Origin of the sequence: Chryseobacillus diguaensis (assembly GCF_049220665.1) — a bacterium.
Taxonomy (GTDB): Bacteria; Bacillota; Bacilli; order Bacillales; family Bacillaceae; genus Metabacillus_B.
On record NZ_JBMKNV010000007.1, the window covers coordinates 100,285 to 119,341 of the forward strand.

The 19,057-nt window shown below is 39.7% G+C and carries 19 protein-coding genes; 18 read left to right on the forward strand and 1 reads right to left on the reverse strand.

Annotated elements, in window-relative coordinates; all coding sequences use genetic code 11:
• Positions 1 to 2 precede the first annotated feature (2 nt).
• The 8 genes from prsW to fni all read left to right on the forward strand — a co-directional run bounded on the left by prsW (position 3) and on the right by fni (position 8,198).
• The gene (gene prsW / locus ACOT8F_RS12730; protein WP_421652293.1) at positions 3 to 653 is read left to right on the forward strand and encodes a glutamic-type intramembrane protease PrsW; all 651 of its coding nucleotides are present in this window, start codon (positions 3 to 5) and stop codon (positions 651 to 653) included.
• A gap of 228 nt (positions 654 to 881) precedes the next feature.
• Complete coding sequence (gene sleB, locus ACOT8F_RS12735; RefSeq protein ID WP_421652413.1) at positions 882 to 1,808, forward strand: spore cortex-lytic enzyme; 927 nt, start codon at positions 882 to 884, stop codon at positions 1,806 to 1,808.
• A 15-nt stretch (positions 1,809 to 1,823) separates the two neighbouring features.
• On the forward strand, positions 1,824 to 3,167 hold the full coding sequence (gene ypeB / locus ACOT8F_RS12740) for a germination protein YpeB (RefSeq protein ID WP_421652294.1): 1,344 nt from the start codon (positions 1,824 to 1,826) through the stop codon (positions 3,165 to 3,167).
• Positions 3,168 to 3,528: 361 nt separating this feature from the next.
• Positions 3,529 to 4,188: a flagellar brake protein gene (locus tag ACOT8F_RS12745; protein ID WP_421652295.1), complete on the forward strand. Its 660-nt coding sequence runs from the start codon at positions 3,529 to 3,531 to the stop codon at positions 4,186 to 4,188.
• Positions 4,189 to 4,248: 60 nt separating this feature from the next.
• Positions 4,249 to 4,425 carry a DUF5359 family protein gene (locus tag ACOT8F_RS12750; RefSeq protein WP_421652296.1) on the forward strand — a complete coding sequence of 59 codons (177 nt, stop codon included), beginning with the start codon at positions 4,249 to 4,251 and terminating at the stop codon, positions 4,423 to 4,425.
• A gap of 380 nt (positions 4,426 to 4,805) precedes the next feature.
• Positions 4,806 to 5,480, forward strand: coding sequence for a (d)CMP kinase (cmk, locus tag ACOT8F_RS12755; protein ID WP_421652297.1), 675 nt, complete (start codon positions 4,806 to 4,808; stop codon positions 5,478 to 5,480).
• A gap of 485 nt (positions 5,481 to 5,965) precedes the next feature.
• Positions 5,966 to 7,111: a 30S ribosomal protein S1 gene (gene rpsA, locus ACOT8F_RS12760; protein ID WP_421652298.1), complete on the forward strand. Its 1,146-nt coding sequence runs from the start codon at positions 5,966 to 5,968 to the stop codon at positions 7,109 to 7,111.
• A gap of 7 nt (positions 7,112 to 7,118) precedes the next feature.
• Positions 7,119 to 8,198: a type 2 isopentenyl-diphosphate Delta-isomerase gene (gene fni, locus ACOT8F_RS12765; protein ID WP_421652299.1), complete on the forward strand. Its 1,080-nt coding sequence runs from the start codon at positions 7,119 to 7,121 to the stop codon at positions 8,196 to 8,198.
• Between the two features lie 384 nt (positions 8,199 to 8,582).
• Here the strand turns inward: fni and ACOT8F_RS12770 are convergent, their stop codons facing one another.
• Positions 8,583 to 8,714: a YpzI family protein gene (locus ACOT8F_RS12770; protein WP_421652300.1), complete on the reverse strand. Its 132-nt coding sequence runs from the start codon at positions 8,712 to 8,714 to the stop codon at positions 8,583 to 8,585.
• Positions 8,715 to 9,005: 291 nt separating this feature from the next.
• Here ACOT8F_RS12770 and ACOT8F_RS12775 point away from each other — a divergent pair, with 291 nt between their 5' ends.
• The 10 genes from ACOT8F_RS12775 to ACOT8F_RS12820 all read left to right on the forward strand — a co-directional run bounded on the left by ACOT8F_RS12775 (position 9,006) and on the right by ACOT8F_RS12820 (position 19,056).
• On the forward strand, positions 9,006 to 9,605 hold the full coding sequence (locus ACOT8F_RS12775; RefSeq protein ID WP_421652301.1) for a YphA family membrane protein: 600 nt from the start codon (positions 9,006 to 9,008) through the stop codon (positions 9,603 to 9,605).
• A gap of 415 nt (positions 9,606 to 10,020) precedes the next feature.
• Entirely contained in the window at positions 10,021 to 11,331 is a 1,311-nt protein-coding gene (gene der, locus ACOT8F_RS12780) for a ribosome biogenesis GTPase Der (RefSeq protein ID WP_421652302.1), read from the forward strand.
• 37 nt (positions 11,332 to 11,368) lie between these two features.
• On the forward strand, positions 11,369 to 12,406 hold the full coding sequence (locus ACOT8F_RS12785; protein ID WP_421652303.1) for an NAD(P)H-dependent glycerol-3-phosphate dehydrogenase: 1,038 nt from the start codon (positions 11,369 to 11,371) through the stop codon (positions 12,404 to 12,406).
• 392 nt (positions 12,407 to 12,798) lie between these two features.
• Complete coding sequence (locus ACOT8F_RS12790; RefSeq protein ID WP_421652304.1) at positions 12,799 to 13,002, forward strand: DUF2768 domain-containing protein; 204 nt, start codon at positions 12,799 to 12,801, stop codon at positions 13,000 to 13,002.
• A gap of 19 nt (positions 13,003 to 13,021) precedes the next feature.
• On the forward strand, positions 13,022 to 13,741 hold the full coding sequence (locus ACOT8F_RS12795; RefSeq protein WP_421652305.1) for a hypothetical protein: 720 nt from the start codon (positions 13,022 to 13,024) through the stop codon (positions 13,739 to 13,741).
• A gap of 183 nt (positions 13,742 to 13,924) precedes the next feature.
• Complete coding sequence (spoIVA, locus tag ACOT8F_RS12800) at positions 13,925 to 15,403, forward strand: stage IV sporulation protein A (protein WP_421652306.1); 1,479 nt, start codon at positions 13,925 to 13,927, stop codon at positions 15,401 to 15,403.
• A 1,243-nt stretch (positions 15,404 to 16,646) separates the two neighbouring features.
• On the forward strand, positions 16,647 to 16,925 hold the full coding sequence (locus tag ACOT8F_RS12805) for an HU family DNA-binding protein (protein ID WP_421652307.1): 279 nt from the start codon (positions 16,647 to 16,649) through the stop codon (positions 16,923 to 16,925).
• Between the two features lie 348 nt (positions 16,926 to 17,273).
• On the forward strand, positions 17,274 to 17,840 hold the full coding sequence (folE, locus tag ACOT8F_RS12810; protein WP_421652308.1) for a GTP cyclohydrolase I FolE: 567 nt from the start codon (positions 17,274 to 17,276) through the stop codon (positions 17,838 to 17,840).
• Between the two features lie 25 nt (positions 17,841 to 17,865).
• Positions 17,866 to 18,093 (forward strand): trp RNA-binding attenuation protein MtrB, encoded by a 228-nt coding sequence (mtrB, locus tag ACOT8F_RS12815; protein WP_421652309.1) that lies wholly within the window; start codon positions 17,866 to 17,868, stop codon positions 18,091 to 18,093.
• Positions 18,094 to 18,249: 156 nt separating this feature from the next.
• Positions 18,250 to 19,056 (forward strand): heptaprenyl diphosphate synthase component 1, encoded by an 807-nt coding sequence (locus tag ACOT8F_RS12820; protein WP_421652310.1) that lies wholly within the window; start codon positions 18,250 to 18,252, stop codon positions 19,054 to 19,056.
• Position 19,057 lies beyond the last annotated feature (1 nt).

Here is a 19,057-nt window from a genome sequence, read left to right on the forward strand (position 1 = left end):
ATATGTTTGCGGTTATTACAGCAGGAATAGCTCCTGGTCTTGCGTTATTATGCTATTTTTATCTGAAAGACCAGCTCGATCGAGAGCCGTTATATATGGTGATCAGGTCATTTATATTCGGCATGCTTATCGTTTTTCCCATCATGTTCATACAATATGTGCTTAATAGTGAAAAGATTTTAACAAGTTCTGTCATGAATAACTTTTTGGCAAATGGATTTTTGGAGGAATTTGTGAAATGGTTCATTTTAATGATCACCATTTATCAGCACACTCATTTTGATGAGCATTATGATGGAATTGTATATGGGGCCTCTGTTTCGCTGGGATTTGCCACTCTTGAAAACATTTTCTACCTTTTTTCGAATGGCTTGGGATATGCTTTTGGGAGAGCCTTGCTTCCCGTATCCAGTCATGCACTTTTTGGGGTCATTATGGGGTATTATATAGGCAAAGGGAAGTTTTCTTTCTCAAATTTAAAATACCGCTATTTGAGCCTCTCTTTTCTAGTCCCGTTTTTTCTGCATGGCTCCTATGATTACATTTTAAGCGCTTATGTTAATTGGCAGTATGTGATGCTGCCCTTTATGATTTTTCTTTGGTGGTTCGCCATGCAAAAAGTGAAAAAAGCGAGAATGGCAAATCAGGTATAAATTCAGGCTGTCCTTTAAAAGGACAGTTTTTTTCATTTCAGTGCTTATAAAGAGCGTTTAGCCAGTTAGGAAAAAATAACAAAAGCTTTTGTTTTTTTATGAAGTTCCTTGCAAAATAAATCCGTTCCTCAACTACTAAGATTTGTTCCTGATGAATAAAATACCATTCTCTACAAAAAATACTTTTAACAAAATTCATCCAATGTAGGAGGCAGCAAGATGGAAACTTTGCGAAGTGCCAGGAAAGTGCTCTGGATTATCGCCCTCACTTTCTCAATGCTATTACTTACTTTTCCAGATGGAAAAGCCAGCGCCTTTACCCCGCAAATTATGCAAAGAGGAACAACGGGAGATGATGTAATTGAGCTTCAGGCAAGGCTTCAATATATCGGGTATTATAACGGGAAAATCGACGGTGTATATGGATGGAGTACTTACTGGGCAGTCAGAAAATTTCAGAATCAATTCAAACTTAAAGAACGTGATGGACTTGTAGGATATGAAACCAAAAGAAAACTGGTTGATCACTCCAAATTCTACGATAAATTTGTTTATACACAGATTTTAAAAGGAAGGGATTTTACTCACTATGGCGGAGTCCCTTTAAAGGACCAAATGAGCCCTTCCAAGCAATTCAGATCAAAAATGAGAGCACAGGCTTATGGGCAGAGGCTTAAAAAAGAGTATTCAGCTAAACCAGGCCCTTCAAAATCTGCACCGCAAAACACTAAATCTCAAGCTAAACAATCGAAGAAGAAAAAGGCACAAGGGAATACATCCGTCAATATGCCTGCAGGGTTTTCCCAAAATGATATTAAACTTATGGCAAATGCTGTTTATGGCGAATCCCGAGGCGAGCCTTATATAGGGCAGGTAGCAGTTGCCTCAGTCATACTCAACCGTATTGCAAGTCCTAAATTTCCTGACACCGTTTCAGGCGTCATTTTTGAACCTGGAGCTTTTACTGCTGTAGCGGACGGCCAAATTTGGCTGACACCAAATCAGCAGGCGAAAAAGGCTGTCATTGATGCCATAAATGGATGGGATCCTACTGAAAATGCTTTGTACTATTTTAACCCGGATACTGCCACTAGCGGCTGGATCTGGGGAAGACCGCAAATTAAACAAATTGGCAAACACATATTTTGCGAATAAAAGGGGTGATCAAACATGTTTCGAGGAATCTTGATTGGTATATTGGCAGTTGCCGTCATTGGAACTTCCTATTGGGGATACAAGGAGCATCAGGAGAAAAATGCAGTCCTGATTCATGCAGAAAATAATTATCAAAGGGCATTTCACAATTTGACATTCCAGATGAATCATCTTCATGACAAAATCGGTTCTACGCTTGCGATGAATTCAAGGGAATCGCTGTCACCTGCGCTTGCAGAGGTATGGAGAATTACATCAGAAGCACATAATGATGTAGGCCAGCTTCCGCTTACATTGCTGCCTTTTAATAAAACAGAAGAGTTTCTAGCCAATATTGGAGATTTCAGCTACCGGACAGCTGTAAGGGATTTGTCTAAAAAACCTTTGTCTAAAGAAGAATACAGCAACCTTCAAAATCTATATGCAAAATCAGACGACATTCAAGGTGAGCTGAGAGATGTTCAGCACAAAGTCATTACAAAAAATCTGCGCTGGATGGATGTGGAAATGGCACTTGCCTCTGGCAAAAAACAGGATGACAACACGATCATTGATGGATTTAAAGCTGTTGAGAATAATGTGAATTCCTATTCTGAAACAGACTTTGGTCCAAGTTTTACATCAATGAAAAGCAAGAACAAAAATTTTAAGCAGCTAAATGGAGAACAGATCACAAAAGAGCAAGCGAAGCAGCAGGCGAAGAAATTTGCTCAAGTTGACGTGACCAATATTAAGGTTCAGAAAAGCGGTAAGGGATCTGTCAATCAATTTTACAGTGTTTCCATGTATGACAAAAAACATAAAACAGACACATATATGGACATCACCCAAAAAGGGGGTTATCCAATTTGGCTGATCCAAAACAGAAAGGTAAAAGATGCTCACATCAGTTTGAATGATGCCTCCAATAATGCGATTAAGTTTCTAAAGAAAAACAGCTTTAGCGATATGGTTTTGGACGAGAGCGCGCAATATGATAACATTGGTGTCTTTTCCTATGTGCCGACTGAAAGAAATGTACGAATATACCCTGATACACTCAGGGTTAAAGTAGCGCTCGATGATGGCCAAATTATCGGTTTCTCAGCAAAAGATTTTTTAACCTCTCATAAGCTGAGAAATATTCCAAAACCGGCAATCACAATGGAACAAGCCCGGAAAAAGGTTAACCCTAAGGTTGAAATTCAGGAAAGCAGACTTGCGATTATAACCAATGACCTCGGCAACGAAGTGCTTTGCTATGAGTTTTTTGGCACAATTGATGACGATACATTCAGGATGTTTATCAACGCGAAAAATGGTATAGAAGAAAAAATAGAGAAATTAAAAAATGCGGAACCGATTTATCAGGAGATTTAAATCGTTTTTTGAAAAGGAAAAGTATATACTTTTCCTTTTTTATATTCCATGTTTAAATAATAAAGGGAGTAATTGTTTTAATGGGTATTAAGAACCTTTTTCTTATCTATGTATGACAAATGGATAAAAAGACCTATACAAAAACTATTGCTGATTTTTTTTAAGGCTCTTTTCTTAAACACTGTTGTTTTTTCATCCATTTAAGTGATTATAGAGCAAGGATACACTTGCGAATTTTAAGAAAAGATGCCACGAAGCGAATCACTATGCGTGTTCTAAGACTATACGAATAGCAACAATCTTTGCGAAAACAGCATTATTTAAAAATGGAAATGGCTTAATAATAGGAAAGAGTGATTTAATGCTTAACATCGGGGATGTTCTAATTTTGGAATCCAGGGAAGAAACGCTGGAAAGCTATAAATGCAAAGTGGTTGAAATGGATGAGGAATACATCTATATTGATTATCCTATTAATGCAAAAAACGGCAAGACGGCATTTATGATCAATGAAACGAAGCTTGCGGCAACCTTTGTGGGCAAAGACCAGAATGCTTATCATTTTACAACTCAGGTAAGGGGGAAGCGCAAGGAAAAGATACCAATGATGCTTCTTACAAACCCATCTAAAGATAAAGTTGAAAAAATTCAGAGAAGAGAATATATTCGCATTGAGACTGGGGTTAATGCTGCAATACATCCTCTCAATAATGAATTCGAACCATTTACTGCGCTTACGATCGATATCAGCGCTGGAGGAACTGCCATTCTGATTCCAGAAAATACAGGTATGGATCAAAATCATGAATTAATGGTTTGGCTTGCATTGCCCTTTCAAAATGTTCCTTCAAAATACATTAAAATTCAGGCTAGGACGATTCGGATTTTAGAAGAAAGCAACCTGAAAAAGAAAGCAATCCTTGAATTTGTGGAGATTTCAGAGCTAAACCGCCAGACAATTATGAGATTCTGCTTTGATCAGCAAATACTTATGAGAAAAAAAGGAATCTACTCCGAATAAAAAGCTGGGAAACACCGCATACTTATTCTAATAAAAAGCAAGTATGCGGAGTTGATTATATTGAAACGACTGGAAAACATATTAATAAAAGTGGTTTTCTTTCAGCTTGCCATTCTTCTTATTTCTCAAATACTGATTCAGACTGCCTCTGTCCAGCCCTATATATCAAAAGTCATCCGTTACGAAGGTGTAAATAAGCTGACTATATCAGAATGGCTTGAGACGTTTAAACAATAAAATGCCATTTAAAAATAATGCATTTAACTTTCTAAGAACTCTTGACTGACAGAACGATAAGTTTAAAAATAAATGAGTGCAGCAAAAAGCTGCAGTATTTGGTAGAATTTTTTAAGGCTCTTTTCTTAAACTTTATTGCTCATGACCCTATTGTTTAACAAACCATCGATAAGGCAAAATTCTTTATGAAAAGATGCCCCGAAGCTAGGCTGAATGCGGTATAAGGGCTTTTACGGAAAACAGCCTTTTAAAAAGTCTATTTGAAGACGCAGGTTCACAAGCAGATTCGTTTTCAGGTTTGCTCCGCTCTCCTGAAACGAGTGGCAGAAAACCTTCGTCTCTTTATTTGTGCGGGAGTGCTTGGAAAAGGAGAGATACGTTTGAAGAAAAAATTATCTATTGCAATCGATGGCCCTGCAGCGGCAGGCAAAAGTACGGTAGCAAAAATTATTGCAGAAGATATGTCATATATCTACATTGATACTGGTGCGATGTACAGATCTCTTACATATAAAGCGATACATGAAGGAATAGATCTTGAGAGTGAAGAAAAGCTTGTCCAGCTGCTATCCCGTTTAAATATTAAGCTTGTACCTGGAGCTGTCCAAAGCGTGTATATAAATGAAGAGAATGTAACAGAGGCGATCCGGACAAGCGCTGTTTCCAATCAGGTATCAATCGTTTCGATGCATTCATTAATTAGGCAGGAAATGGTGAAACGCCAAAGGGAAATGGCTGCTGATGGAGGAGTCGTAATGGATGGAAGGGATATCGGGACACATGTCCTGCCTGACGCTGACATTAAAATTTTTCTTTTGGCTTCTGTTGAAGAACGGAGCAAAAGACGTCACGAGGAAAACTTGTCAAAAGGATATGAGTCAAATATTGAGCAGCTTATGGAGGAAATTGCCCGAAGAGATAAGCTTGATTCAGAAAGAGAAGTTTCTCCATTAAGGAAAGCCGAGGATGCAGTCGAAATCAACACAACTTCTTTAACGATTGAGGAAGTTGCAGAAAAAATTAAAGAGCTCATTCATGAAAAACAAACTGAATAGAGATTTTTGGATATAACCCTAAAATAGGGAAAAACTTAAGCCCTTCGTTCGTTTTTTGCCTTTTCTATAAAATATTGAAAGGCAAGAATTCTTTCAAAGGGGTCGAAAGTCTCAATGTAAAGGGTTGACAAAACATCTGCATTCTAAAAGAGCTCGAAAAATGCCTAATGCCTCCATTACAAGTTAAAATTGTTTAGAGCCCCTCTATATAACAGAAAGCTGGTGCATATAACCCTATAACAAAAATGAGAATCTTGTAATTATTAAAGGCTCTCATGCAGGGTAATTAGACTTATAGATGGAGAGAGTGCAGGGAAAAGGACCCTCTTACTGCCTTGATATGAAAAAATCCGTCTGGACGACTTAACACTTGACAAAAAGTAGCATTTATTAGAAGTTAGTAAAAAGAGAGTGTTTAGCATTTCTTCATTAAATGGATTACATATTACAAAGTCGTGTTTGTTTTGACCAAGGAGGTAAATGGAATGGCAGAAGAAATGAATGATGTTGAAGTAATGACACCAGAGGTAGGGGACGTCGTAAAAGGCATTGTAACCAAAGTAGAAGAAAAGCAAGTAATTGTCGAAATAGATAATTGCAAGCATACCGGCATTATCCCTATCAGTGAGCTTTCAAGCCTGCACATTGAAAAGGCTTCTGATTCAGTCAAAGAAAATGATGAGCTTGAACTGAAGGTTCAAAAAGTGGAGGAAGAAGCTCTTATTCTCTCAAAACGCGCTGTTGATGCTGATAAAGCATGGGATGAATTAGAGGGGAAATTCGAATCCAAGGAAGTATTTGAATCAGAAGTTAAAGATGTTGTAAAAGGCGGATTGGTTGTTGATCTTGGTGTCCGCGGATTTATTCCTGCATCTTTAGTAGAAACTCATTTTGTAGAAGATTTTTCTGATTATAAAGGAAAGACTCTTTCCTTAATGGTCGTTGAATTGGATAGAGAGAAAAATCGGGTCATTTTATCCCACCGTGCCGTGGTTGAAAAAGAACAAACAGACAAAAAACAAGAACTTCTTGATTCCATTCAAGCTGGTGAAGTTCTAGAAGGAACTGTGCAGCGTTTAACTGACTTTGGGGCATTTGTCGATATCGGGGGAATTGACGGGCTTGTCCATATTTCCCAGCTTTCCCATACTCATGTCGATAAACCTTCTGATGTCGTCCAAGAAGGCCAAAAAGTGCAAGTAAAGGTTCTTTCCGTAGATCGTGATAATGAACGAATTTCCTTATCTATTAAAGAAACATTGCCTGGGCCTTGGGCAAGCATTTCTGACAAAGTAAAATCAGGAGATGTGATGGAAGGGTCCGTTAAACGTCTTGTAAGCTTTGGTGCTTTCGTAGAAATCCTTCCAGGTGTGGAAGGTCTGGTGCATATCTCCCAAATTTCAAACAAGCACATTGGTACCCCTCATGAAGAATTGGAAGAGGGCCAAACGGTTAAAGTAAAAGTATTGGATGTAAATGAAGCAGAACAAAGAATTTCACTCAGCATCCGCGAGCTTCAGGAAACACCGAAAGCTGCTGAGAATGAATACAAAAACTATCAGCCGAAAGAAGAGTCTTCAGGCTTCCAGCTTGGTGATTTGATTGGCGATCAATTAAAAAAATTAAAATAGTCTGGTGATGTTGGTGAGCAGAGCAAAACGTAAAATGGATCATATTGAACATGCAATTGAGACCGGCCAAAGCCGCGAAAATGGTTTTGGCGATATTACGTTTGTTCACAACAGCCTGCCTGATCTATCCGTAGAACAAATAAAACTTGATACAAAAATAGGCGAACTTTTCTTAAGTTCGCCTATTTTTATTAATGCGATGACAGGCGGCGGCGGTGAAGAAACCCGAATTATTAACGAAGGACTGGCAAGAGCAGCAGCGGAAAGCGGAGTCTGCATGGCTGTCGGCTCGCAAATGGCCGCTATAAAAGATCCTTCTGAAAGGTCTTCTTACGAGATTGTGAGGAAAGTCAATCCGAAAGGAATCGTCATTGCCAATTTAGGAAGTGAAGCAAAAGCTGACCAGGCTCTGGCAGCTGTCGAAATGCTGGAAGCTGATGCCCTGCAGATTCATTTAAATGCAGTACAGGAATTGGTGATGCCTGAAGGGGATAGAAGCTTTAAAGGCGCGCTAGAACGGATTGAGACCATTGTTCAAAAAGTCAATGTTCCTGTTATTGTAAAAGAAGTTGGCTTTGGAATGAGTTCTGATACGGCTATGCTGCTTGAGAAGACTGGTGCAGCAGCGATTGATGTGGGCGGATATGGAGGAACTAATTTCTCAAGGATTGAAAATATGCGGAGGGAACGGAGTTTAACGGCCTTTAATAATTGGGGAATCAAAACAGCGGCTTCCATAGGTGAAGCGGTTTATGGAACAAAAACGATTTCCATTATTGGCTCTGGCGGAATTCAAACATCTCTTGACGCTGCAAAAGCCATCGCCCTTGGTGCTTCGGCGGCAGGGATGGCTGGATTTATGCTTGGAATCCTGATGAATGAAGGGATAACCAGGTTAACAGAAGAATTATCCATTCTTAAAAATGAGCTAAAAATAATCATGGCTGCTTTAGGAGCTAAAACCATCGAGGAACTGCAGCAAACACCACTTGTCATATCAGGGGAGACATACCACTGGCTGTCGGCAAGAGGGATTGATTCTCACACATACAGCCGCAGGAAAATAATCAGGAGATCCTTAATGTGATCATATTTTAAGGCTCTTTTCTTAAGGCTCTTTTCTTAAACTTTGTTGTTTTTTCATCCATTTAAGTGATTATAGAGCAAGGATACACTAGCGAATTTTAAGAAAAGATGCCACGAAGCTAATCTTTATGCGTGTTCTAAGACTATACGAATAGCAACAATCTTTGCGAAAACAGCCTTTCTTAAACTTTGTTGCTCATGACCCTATATTATGAAAAAAACTTTAAGAAAAGATGCCCCGATGCTAGTCTAAATGCGTGATAAAAGCATGTACGAAAAACAACAATCTCTGCGAAAACAGCCTTTTTTAATAAGAACGAATAAAGCATCGGCTTTTTCAGCCGATGCTTTTTTATTGCGTGTAGAAAAGGGCAGCATTCCTGAATTACTTATTGCGTTCTCTGGCTTCCTCTGCACCTTCCAGTGCAGTAGCCCCTTTATTAGTTATAGATTGATCTCTGTCAGACTCAACCTGTTTCTTTTCGCGCAGCTTTTTTTCCTGGCGGTCTTTTCCCATAAACGATTTTCCTCCTTTCTGTTTGGCTCAGTTAAAGCTCAAGGTTGATTTTTACACCTTGTTGATTGGAGCGGGTGCTGAGACTCCTGCTGTGTCAAGGGAGACCCCGCAAGAGCAAAGCGACGAGGAGGCTCTAAGGTAAGCCCGCTAAAGCTTGAGTGCCTGCTAGCTGCAATCAGCAGCCAAGTTTAACAGAGCCTTCTGTTTAAAAGAGTTAAATAAGTTTTCCTTATCATGCCCGATTAAATTTCAGAAATTCAGACGATAATGGGATTGAAGGAGGGAAAGGAAATGGAAGGAATATTTTATTATTGGATTATGTGGGGCGCTTTTATTGCAGCCGCATTTCTTTGGAAAAAGAGTGCAGAGCGGACGATTGCTGTTTTCTTTATTCTAATTAATCTGGCAAGCAGCCAGATGTTTATTCATACATCTTCTTTTTCAGTGGGGATGGCCTATTTGGAAATATGGGGCCTTTCTTTTGGTTTGATTGCAGTAAAACGCTATTTTACTTCTTTTTCATTCTTGCTTCTTGCTTTTGCCATGATGGCAGGCTATACCGCCATTATGCTTTTTCAATTATTTGATCCTGTGTGGTTTATTATTGACCGGTTTTATATCTTGCTTATCCTTTTTGGCGGTTTGTCTCTTTATTTTGGCAAAGACTTTCTCAATCGGCTGTCCCTTTTTATAGTAGCGCTTTCACAGGGGGAATTTTTGTACTGGGCTGTGCTCCGCCACTTTTATGATGGACTGACAATTGGCGGTCATGGATATTTAGATCTTCTTGCAGCAGGCGGAGGCGTTATTGGAATATGGTCGGCAGTAGAGTATTTCAGCCATAATGCCGGTCAGTATGTTTATAAAAAACAAAATGAGAGGCAAGGCTAATGGTATACGCAGAATGATACTATTGGAGGCAGCCCTTACAGGGAGATTGTATGAAAACTGTTTGGAATTAAGTTGTCCACATGTATAAAAACTGGTAGAATAGAAAAGCTAAACCCTTCTGCATCCATGAGGAAGGGTTTCTTTCATGAGGCTCTTTTCTTAAACTTGGTTGTTAATATATTCATTTAAGTGGATAAAAAGCATGATTACATTTGAAAATTTTAAGAAAAGATGCCCCAAAGCTAGTTCTTATGCGTGTTCAATACTCATACGATAGCAAAAACTTTGCGAAAATGAGATAATCATCATTTTGCAGGAATCACTTATTCAGCTTGTGCCCCAAAAAACGCTATAATTAAAATAAAAATGACAGTACATATATGTACATCAGAAGAATAGAAAGGATGTTGGACTAATGGCAAAACCGATTATCGCCATCGTCGGACGCCCGAATGTAGGTAAATCAACTATTTTCAACAGGATTGTCGGAGAACGAGTGTCAATCGTAGAAGATATACCAGGCATCACAAGGGACCGTATATACAGCTCAGGAGAATGGCTAAATTATGAATTCAATATTATTGATACAGGCGGAATTGAAATTGGAGATGCCCCTTTTCTAACGCAAATTCGCCAGCAGGCTGAAATAGCAATCGATGAAGCAGATGTTATTATTTTTCTGACAAACGGAAGAGAAGGGGTCACTTCTGCTGACGAGGAAGTTGCCAAAATTCTCTATCGTTCTAATAAGCCGGTTGTTTTGGCAGTCAATAAAATTGATAATCCGGAAATGCGAACAGATATTTTTGACTTTTATTCTTTAGGGTTTGGAGAGCCTTTTCCTATTTCGGGTTCCCATGGTCTTGGTATTGGTGATCTGCTTGATGAAGCGGCAAAGCATTTTCCATCATCAGGAGGAAAAGAATACGACGATGATATCATCAAATTTTCCCTTATAGGACGTCCTAATGTAGGCAAATCCTCAATGGTTAATGCCATATTAGGAGAAGACAGGGTTATTGTTAGTGATATTGCCGGGACAACGAGAGATGCTATAGATACGCTATATAAATATAATGGTCGTGAATACGTCATTATTGATACAGCCGGCATGAGGAAAAAAGGAAAAGTATATGAATCAACTGAAAAATATAGCGTGTTAAGAGCCTTAAAAGCAATTGAACGCTCAGATGTTGTTTTAGTAGTGCTGAACGGTGAAGAAGGCATCATCGAGCAGGATAAAAAAATTGCAGGCTATGCCCATGAAGCAGGAAAAGCGGTTGTTATTGTGGTAAACAAATGGGACGTTGTTGAAAAAGATGAAAAGACAATGAAATCCTTCGAACAAAACATTAGGGAACATTTCCTTTTCCTTGACTATGCACCAATTGTCTTCTTATCTGCTTTAACGAAGAAAAGAATTCACACACTAATGCCTGAAATATTAACAGCAAGTGAAAATCATTCCATGAGAGTGCCGACAACGGTATTGAACGATGTGATATCTGATGCTGTAGCGATGAACCCTGCTCCTTCTGATAAAGGGAAAAGATTAAGGATATATTATGCAGCTCAAGTTGCTGTAAAACCGCCTACATTTGTTGTATTTGTCAATGAACCGGAACTGATGCACTTCTCATATGAACGTTTCTTAGAAAACCGGATCAGGGATGCCTTCGGTTTTGAAGGGACGCCGATTAGACTGATTCCAAGAGCGAGAAAATAACTATATGCTGCCATGCAGCTTAAAAGGGGGGAGAAGCATGGAAAGAATAGCTGTTCTTGGAGCAGGCAGCTGGGGCACTGCCCTATCGATTGTTCTTGCAGATAATAAGCACGAGGTCAGACTTTGGGGCCATCGGAAAGAGCTCATTAATGAATTGAACCAAACAAGGCGCAATCATAAATATTTGCCTGATATTCAATTGCCCGCTGGTATTACAGGCTATTCCTCTCTTTTAGAGGCACTTGAAGGAGTCAGCACCGTTATCCTTGCCGTTCCTGCTAAGGCTGTAAGAGAAGTGCTTGGAGAAACGGCCAAACTAAAAAAGAATCCTCTTACCATTGTTCATGTCAGCAAAGGAATTGAGCCCGATTCCTTAAAAAGAATATCTGAAATCATTGAAGAGGAAGTTCCTGTTGACCTCCTAAAAGATGTGGTTGTGCTTTCAGGTCCCAGTCATGCAGAAGAAGTAAGCCTGCGTCAGCCGACAACGGTTACTTCTGCTTCAAAGAGCATGGAAGCAGCTGAGTATGTGCAGGATCTTTTCATGAACCAGCATTTTAGGGTGTACACAAATCCTGACATCGTAGGTGTTGAAATTGGCGGTGCATTGAAAAACATTATAGCACTCGCAGCTGGAATCACTGATGGACTGGGCTACGGGGACAATGCAAAAGCGGCTCTTATCACAAGAGGACTTGCGGAAATTGCCCGTGTCGGTAGCGGTATGGGGGCAAACCCTCTTACTTTTTCAGGCCTTGCTGGAATAGGTGATTTAATTGTGACATGTACAAGTGTGCATTCCCGTAACTGGCGTGCGGGGAATATGCTAGGTAAAGGGGATCAGCTTGAAGAGGTTTTGGAAAAAATGGGCATGGTCGTGGAAGGGGTCCGGACCACTAAAGCAGCTTACCAGCTCTCTCAGAAATATAATGTTAAAATGCCGATTACTGTCGCTCTTTACGACGTTTTATTTAATGGTAAAAGTCCGAAAGAGGCAGTGGATTCATTGATGAGCAGAGTAAAAACGAATGAAATGGAAGACCTTGTAAATATTGTTGGTGACCGAAGCGAATAGACAAGTGACCAACTCTTCCGGCGGGGCATATGATATCTTGAGTTTGCGAATGAAACTTCAAAGTGTTTAAAAAGCGGCTAAAAGTTCTCCTGCAATTCTGAAACATGCTGTAAACTAGGCATTAGAGGATGCAAAAACTAATTAAGTCGCATAATATGCATCGTACAATAGAGAGGTGTACTGTTCGATAAGGGTAAAATTAGTCGCGGGTTCTATAGCTGAAGTAAAGCCGCCCCCTCTTTACTTCAGTTTTTTACATCAGAAGCTGCCATAATATTACAAGAATTTCAGATTAATAGAATGCTTTTTTTTAAGGACAAGCCTTTTTTAAGGAATGCTTTTTTTGAAAACGTTGACAAAACAGAATATTTTTGGATCAGGGAGGAATGGATGTGTCACCTGCATTATTGAAAATGTGGATCGCGCTTTCTTCAATGGTATTTATGTTTGTGGCAGTCTTTGCTGTTTATTTTAGCCGCTATAAGCTAAAAAACAGGGTTTTGAAGGTTTTATTCTCTTCTGCAGCCTATTTGTTTTTGATTTTTGCTGGCCTGATTATTCTCTTCGTTGTTTTTAGCGGGCCGGTCAATGAGTAAACAGCAGAGGAGGAGAAACATGAAAAACTTTCTGAAAATCATTTTGCTGCTCATGATTTTGTCAGGGGTATCCGGCTGCATGTATCCTCAAAGCCAACTGGCTCAAAATCAAATTCCTTATGACAGCCAGCTTGAAGGAGTTCAAAAAGCAGTTGATCAGTACCGAAAAGATTCAGGCGGCCTTCTTCCTATAAAGACAAGAGATATGAAAACACCCATTTATCAAAAATACCCCATTGATTTTAATCAGCTTATGCCGAAGTATATGCCGGAACCTCCCGGAACCGCTTTTGAAAGCGGAGGAATTTATCTATACGTTCTGATTGATGCAGAGAAAAACCCTAAAGTAAAATTGATTGATCTTCGAACCTCTGAAAAAATAAGGGATCTTAAGATCAGACTCACAGCATACATAGAGTCAAATGGCTATCCTCCATACAGCAAAGTGCTTGCTGATAAGGTTTACAGCCTGGATTATAAGCAGCTTGGCTATAATGACCCTCCCCAGGTGGTAAGTCCCTTTTCAGGAGCGTATTTGCCCTTAGTGATTGATAACAAAGGAGAGCTTTATGCCGACTATCGAATGGATTTGGCCAGAGAGTTGAAAAAGAGCGGTAAACACCCTAAAAAAGGAACAGACATCAGGGATCTGCTCACAGAAGATTCTCCCTTCGTTCCTGCGTTTTCTTTGCCGTACACAGTTAATGCAAAAAATGAACCTGTTTTTATGGTTCAATAAGTCATGAACCCTTCTATTCTGAAATACATTCAGAAAGAAGGGTTTTTTATTTTACATGAAATGAAAAAATAGAAAATTTTTCAATATGAGTCATAAATAAATAGGACAACATCATACACATATAGTGTCCTATATGAAGAAAAACGGAATTTCCCAAGAAACATTTGATCGGGAGGGGATCACTTGGAAAAGGTAGATATTTTTAAAGACATCGCTGAACGGACAGGAGGCGATATATATCTCGGAGTAGTTGGAGCTGTAAGAACAGGCAAATCTACTTTTATCAAAAAGTTCATGGAACTGGTAGTGCTTCCGAATATCAATAATGAAGCTGAAAAAGCAAGGGCGCAAGACGAGCTTCCGCAAAGTGCTGCAGGCAAAACCATTATGACAACAGAACCGAAATTTGTGCCAAACCAGGCAGTCAGTGTGCATGTCGGGGAAGGGCTTGATGTCAATATCCGCCTTGTTGACTGCGTCGGTTATACAGTTCCTGGTGCAAAAGGATACGAAGATGAAAATGGACCGAGAATGATCAATACTCCATGGTATGAAGAGCCGATTCCTTTCCATGAAGCAGCAGAAATCGGCACAAGAAAAGTGATCCAGGAGCATTCTACAATTGGAGTAGTGGTAACAACGGACGGTTCCATTGGTGAAATACCCCGTTATGACTATATTGAAGCAGAGGAACGCGTTATTGAGGAATTGAAAGAAGTTGGCAAACCCTTCATCATGGTCATTAACACTGTACAGCCGTACCATCCTGATACAGAAGTATTAAGACAGCAATTAACAGAGAAATACGACATACCTGTTTTGGCAATGAGTGTAGAGAGCATGAGAGAATCAGATGTTATGAACGTATTGAGAGAATCTCTTTTTGAATTTCCTGTGCTTGAGGTAAATGTTAACCTCCCAAGCTGGGTTATGGTACTTAGAGAAAGCCATTGGCTGAGGGAGAGCTACCAGGAGGCAGTTAAAGATACGGTAAAGGATATAAAGCGCTTGAGAGACGTAGACAGGGTCGTAGTATCCTTCAGTGAGTTTGACTTTATTGAGAGGGCAAGTCTTGCTGGTATTGAAATGGGGCAGGGGATTGCAGAAATTGATCTTTATGCACCGGATAACCTGTACGATGAAATACTGAAAGAAGTAGTAGGAGTGGAGATCAGGGGCAAGGATCACCTGCTGCAGCTAATGCAGGATTTTGCTTATGCGAAGGCTGAATATGATCAAGTTTCAGATGCGCTGCGCATGGTGAAGCAAACGGGTTATGGGATAGCAGCCCCTGCACTGTCAGATATGAGTCTTGATGAGCCGGAAATCACAAGGCATGGATCACGGTTCGGTGTGCGCTTAAAAGCGGTAGCGCCGTCTATTCATATGATAAAGGTTGATGTGGAATCAGAATTCTCTCCAATCATTGGAACGGAAAAGCAGAGTGAAGAGCTTGTGAGGTATCTGATGCAGGACTTTGAAGATGATCCGCTTTCCATCTGGAATTCCGATATTTTTGGAAGAAGCTTAAGCTCAATAGTCAGGGAAGGAATTCAGGCAAAGCTTTCCCTTATGCCCGAAAATGCCCGCTATAAACTGAAAGAAACGCTGGAGCGTATTATAAACGAAGGTTCTGGCGGTTTGATCGCTATTATTCTATAGGTAGTCTGTGCAGGGGGAATATCCCTGCATTTTTTTTGTTTTTTAAAGGCTTTTTTCTTAAACTTTGTTGCTTCTCATTCTAGATTTCTTTTAAAGGGCTGGCTCGTTAAATTGCGAGTTTGGCTTGTAGGAAGGCGAGTTAGGCTCGTGAAAACAGAGTTCCGCCAGTAAGATGCCTTATTTCGCCCGTGAAAACTAAGGATCGGACTGTAACCCTTGAGAAGAAAAAAATCATCTTGAAAATTCCATTTCAAACCTTTAAAAAAGAGAAATAAGATAGAGACAGCAAGGTTTGTATTAGAACTTGGCTTATTCTCGTTAATATGAGCTGAAACCGGTTAAAAAAGATGAATAAGTCCTTTCCGGCTTGGATAAGGGTTACAAAAAGAGCAGCCGGCCAGATCGTAAACTAAAAGATTCGTCTAGTAAGCTTGTAAAAAAGAAATGATTATATCTTGAAACGATTTTTCAAAAAGGCTCTTTTCTTAAACCTTGTTGCTTCCTCATCTATATTAGTGATCGCGGACCTATATACAGCTGCGAATTTTAAGAAAAGATACTACGAAGTTAGTCTATATTCGTGTTCTAAGATCGTACGAATAGCAGCAATCTATGCGAAAACAGCTTTAAAAAAAGCCATGTTAGAGAAGGAATCCAGCATCAATTTCTAACGGGCTCTTAAAATAATGTTGGACAAGCTTTCTTCCTTTGTGCCCGAATCCTTAAGGAAAGCAGCAATCTTCGATATTAGCTTTTTTAGCGATATATTATGCTGCATGATTCATAGAACAATCAGATAGAATGAAGCTGTTTTTTGCAAAACCGCCGTTGTGTTCCCTGTCTTATGCCCTAAAAAAATGACAAGCTTCGAAGCATATAAACACATGGATAAATAAGCGTTGGTGAGGTTTTATTTGATTCTCTCATTTTCTTGTGATAAAGTATCAAAAAGACTGTAAAAGCCCGAGAATTAAAGGTTTTCAAGTTATTTTTAGTTGCTATGACAAATCTGATATGATAATCTACTAACAGAATGAGAGCAAAATTTCTCTCATCTGGTCAAATATTCCTAAAAAAACGCTAAATAACACGGAAAATGATTGAATTATCGCTTCATATCCGTTAATATTAGCGTGAAAACAGTAAAACGCTTGCTTAGAGGTATAGAACAAGCGGTTTCTGTGAAGAAATGGAAGTAACAGAATCCCTGTTATCTCATACTCCTTGGGAGGAGGTGAAAGGCATGAATAAAACAGAACTAATCAATGCTGTAGCTGAAACTGGAGAACTTTCCAAAAAAGACGCTACTAAAGCTGTAGATGCAGTTTTCGATACAATTTTAGACGCTTTGAAAAGCGGCGATAAAATCCAATTGATCGGTTTCGGTAACTTCGAAGTTCGCGAACGTGCGGCTCGTAAAGGACGTAATCCTCAAACTGGTGATGAAATCGAAATCCCTGCAAGCAAGGTGCCTGCATTCAAACCAGGTAAAGCTCTTAAAGACGCTGTAGCTGGAAAGTAATTAAATCGAAAGAGCACTTCTTTCAGTGTATGATGCAAGAAACTTACATACACATTTCTTCACAGAAAGCCCCTTTTTGAGGGGCTTTTCTTTTGTACATATATAAGCTCAGGCTGTAAAAGTTGATTTGTCCAGCTCCAGAGCCTAGCCCGCCCTGGGTCACTTCAGAAATCCCAAAAAGTGAAAATCGGACTTTATGGGATTTTCTGCAAGTCGCTTGCCTTAGGCTGTTCAAGGCGCTTGTCGCTTTTCTTAATAATAATATTGGAGCATACAGAGCTTTTGCTTTTGCCCTCCAAATTGTGCTAGAATCTGTATCAAATGTAACTGTAACGGGAGGCTTAAGGAATGAAAGAGGTTAACATACAGCAAATAGAGGAAGCAGTTAGAAATATCCTGGAGGCAATCGGAGAAGACCCGTCCAGGGAGGGGTTAGCAGACACTCCAAAAAGGGTAGCTAAAATGTATCAGGAGGTATTCTCCGGAATCGGTGAAAATCCTGCAGAACACTTTAAAACAGTATTCGGTGAAGACCATGAAGAACTTGTTCTAGTAAAAGATATTCCTTTCTATTCTATGTGCGAGCATCATCTTGTCCCTTTCTTCGGACAAGCGCATGTTGCCTATATACCCCGGGGCGGGAAAGTAACAGGGCTCAGCAAAATTGCCAGAGCACTTGAAGCAGTTGCTAAAAGACCTCAGCTTCAAGAACGGATCACCTCTACTGTTGCAAACAGCCTTCTTGAATCACTGGATCCTCATGGAGTCATGGTCGTTGTCGAGGCGGAACATATGTGCATGACAATGAGAGGTGTGAAGAAGCCCGGATCTAAAACTGTTACTTCTGCTGTTCGCGGTGTCTTCACAGATGATGCAGCAGCAAGAGCGGAAGTTATGTCTTTAATTCGCAAGTAAATTTATTCTAGAAGCAGGTGTTGAAATGAAAAAGGAATCCAGCGATTTTGTTGTTATAAAAGCAGAGGAAGACGGTGTGCATGTCATCGGCCTTACCAGAGGATCTGATACAAGGTTTCACCATTCGGAGAAGCTGGATAAAGGGGAAGTTATGATCGCCCAGTTTACCGAGCATACATCGGCTATTAAAGTGCGCGGCAAATCCCAGATTCAAACCAGTTTTGGGGAAATCGAAAGCGAGTCAAGAAAATAGGCGGGATAAACTTCCTGCTTCTTAGCTGTCATGATAAAATGACAGTTGATATGTGATATAATAGAGTTTGCTTATCATTTCAGGCTTTTTTCTGCAAGTCAATTGTTTAAAAGCTTCGACAATATCGGATCCTATCTGGGAACAAGGGTGATTTCATTGCAAGACATCTATGGACCATTGGAAAAACTGAAACAAAAATTGCAAGTTAAGCTGGCTCATCCATACCTTGTGAAATTTTTGCCTTCACCTGTTATCGATGAGGACAAGCTTTTGCTTTTTTATGCCATAATGGATCAAGTTCCTCTGGAGGAGGAGCAGAAATGCAATTATGTGCTCACAGCAATGCTTGTTCAAATTGCCCTTGATACCCATGACGATGTGACAACTCTTGCAAATCTTGAACAGCAGGAATTTGTACAAAGGCAGCTGACTGTACTGGCTGGAGATTATTTCAGCGGACTTTATTATTCCTTGCTTTCTGATATGAAAGACATCAGCATGATTCGCACTCTGGCAACGGCAATCAGAGAGATTAACGAGCACAAAATCCGGTTATATGATAATTCAATGGATGGAATTGAAGATATGATCGGCAGTATGACAACTGTTGAAACAGCTCTTTTTAAAAGAGTTGCAGAGCATTTTAAAGTGGATATGTGGAAAGTATTTTCTGAAAAATTCCTTTCTTACAAACGGATGTCTGTTGAGAAAAAAAGATATGAGATGGGTCTGCCGACTGTAATGAGAAAAATAGATAGAAAAAAGCGTAATTTTAATGCTCTAGAGGTGACGGGCAGTTATCTGAAGGAATTCTGCAACCGTTATTTCGAAGAATCAGTCTCCCTTATGGATAAAGGATTAAAATGTTCTCCTTCCCTTAAAGCTGCTTTTATTACAAGGCTCGAGTCATTGCGCTTTAATGAGGACCCTGCGTACCATAAGTTAGCGGAAGAGGGTTTATAAT

What these genes read in the sequence shown, in the direction of transcription:
- prsW (WP_421652293.1), top strand. Translation starts at nt 3, where the DNA reads ATGTTTGCGGTTATTACAGCAGGAATAGCTCCTGGTCTTGCGTTATTA.
- ypeB (WP_421652294.1), top strand. Translation starts at nt 1,824, where the DNA reads ATGTTTCGAGGAATCTTGATTGGTATATTGGCAGTTGCCGTCATTGGA.
- ACOT8F_RS12745 (WP_421652295.1), top strand. Translation starts at nt 3,529, where the DNA reads ATGCTTAACATCGGGGATGTTCTAATTTTGGAATCCAGGGAAGAAACG.
- rpsA (WP_421652298.1), top strand. Translation starts at nt 5,966, where the DNA reads ATGGCAGAAGAAATGAATGATGTTGAAGTAATGACACCAGAGGTAGGG.
- fni (WP_421652299.1), top strand. Translation starts at nt 7,119, where the DNA reads ATGTTGGTGAGCAGAGCAAAACGTAAAATGGATCATATTGAACATGCA.
- ACOT8F_RS12770 (WP_421652300.1), bottom strand. Translation starts at nt 8,714, where the DNA reads ATGGGAAAAGACCGCCAGGAAAAAAAGCTGCGCGAAAAGAAACAGGTT.
- ACOT8F_RS12775 (WP_421652301.1), top strand. Translation starts at nt 9,006, where the DNA reads ATGGAAGGAATATTTTATTATTGGATTATGTGGGGCGCTTTTATTGCA.
- der (WP_421652302.1), top strand. Translation starts at nt 10,021, where the DNA reads ATGGCAAAACCGATTATCGCCATCGTCGGACGCCCGAATGTAGGTAAA.
- ACOT8F_RS12785 (WP_421652303.1), top strand. Translation starts at nt 11,369, where the DNA reads ATGGAAAGAATAGCTGTTCTTGGAGCAGGCAGCTGGGGCACTGCCCTA.
- ACOT8F_RS12795 (WP_421652305.1), top strand. Translation starts at nt 13,022, where the DNA reads ATGAAAAACTTTCTGAAAATCATTTTGCTGCTCATGATTTTGTCAGGG.
- ACOT8F_RS12805 (WP_421652307.1), top strand. Translation starts at nt 16,647, where the DNA reads ATGAATAAAACAGAACTAATCAATGCTGTAGCTGAAACTGGAGAACTT.
- folE (WP_421652308.1), top strand. Translation starts at nt 17,274, where the DNA reads ATGAAAGAGGTTAACATACAGCAAATAGAGGAAGCAGTTAGAAATATC.
- mtrB (WP_421652309.1), top strand. Translation starts at nt 17,866, where the DNA reads ATGAAAAAGGAATCCAGCGATTTTGTTGTTATAAAAGCAGAGGAAGAC.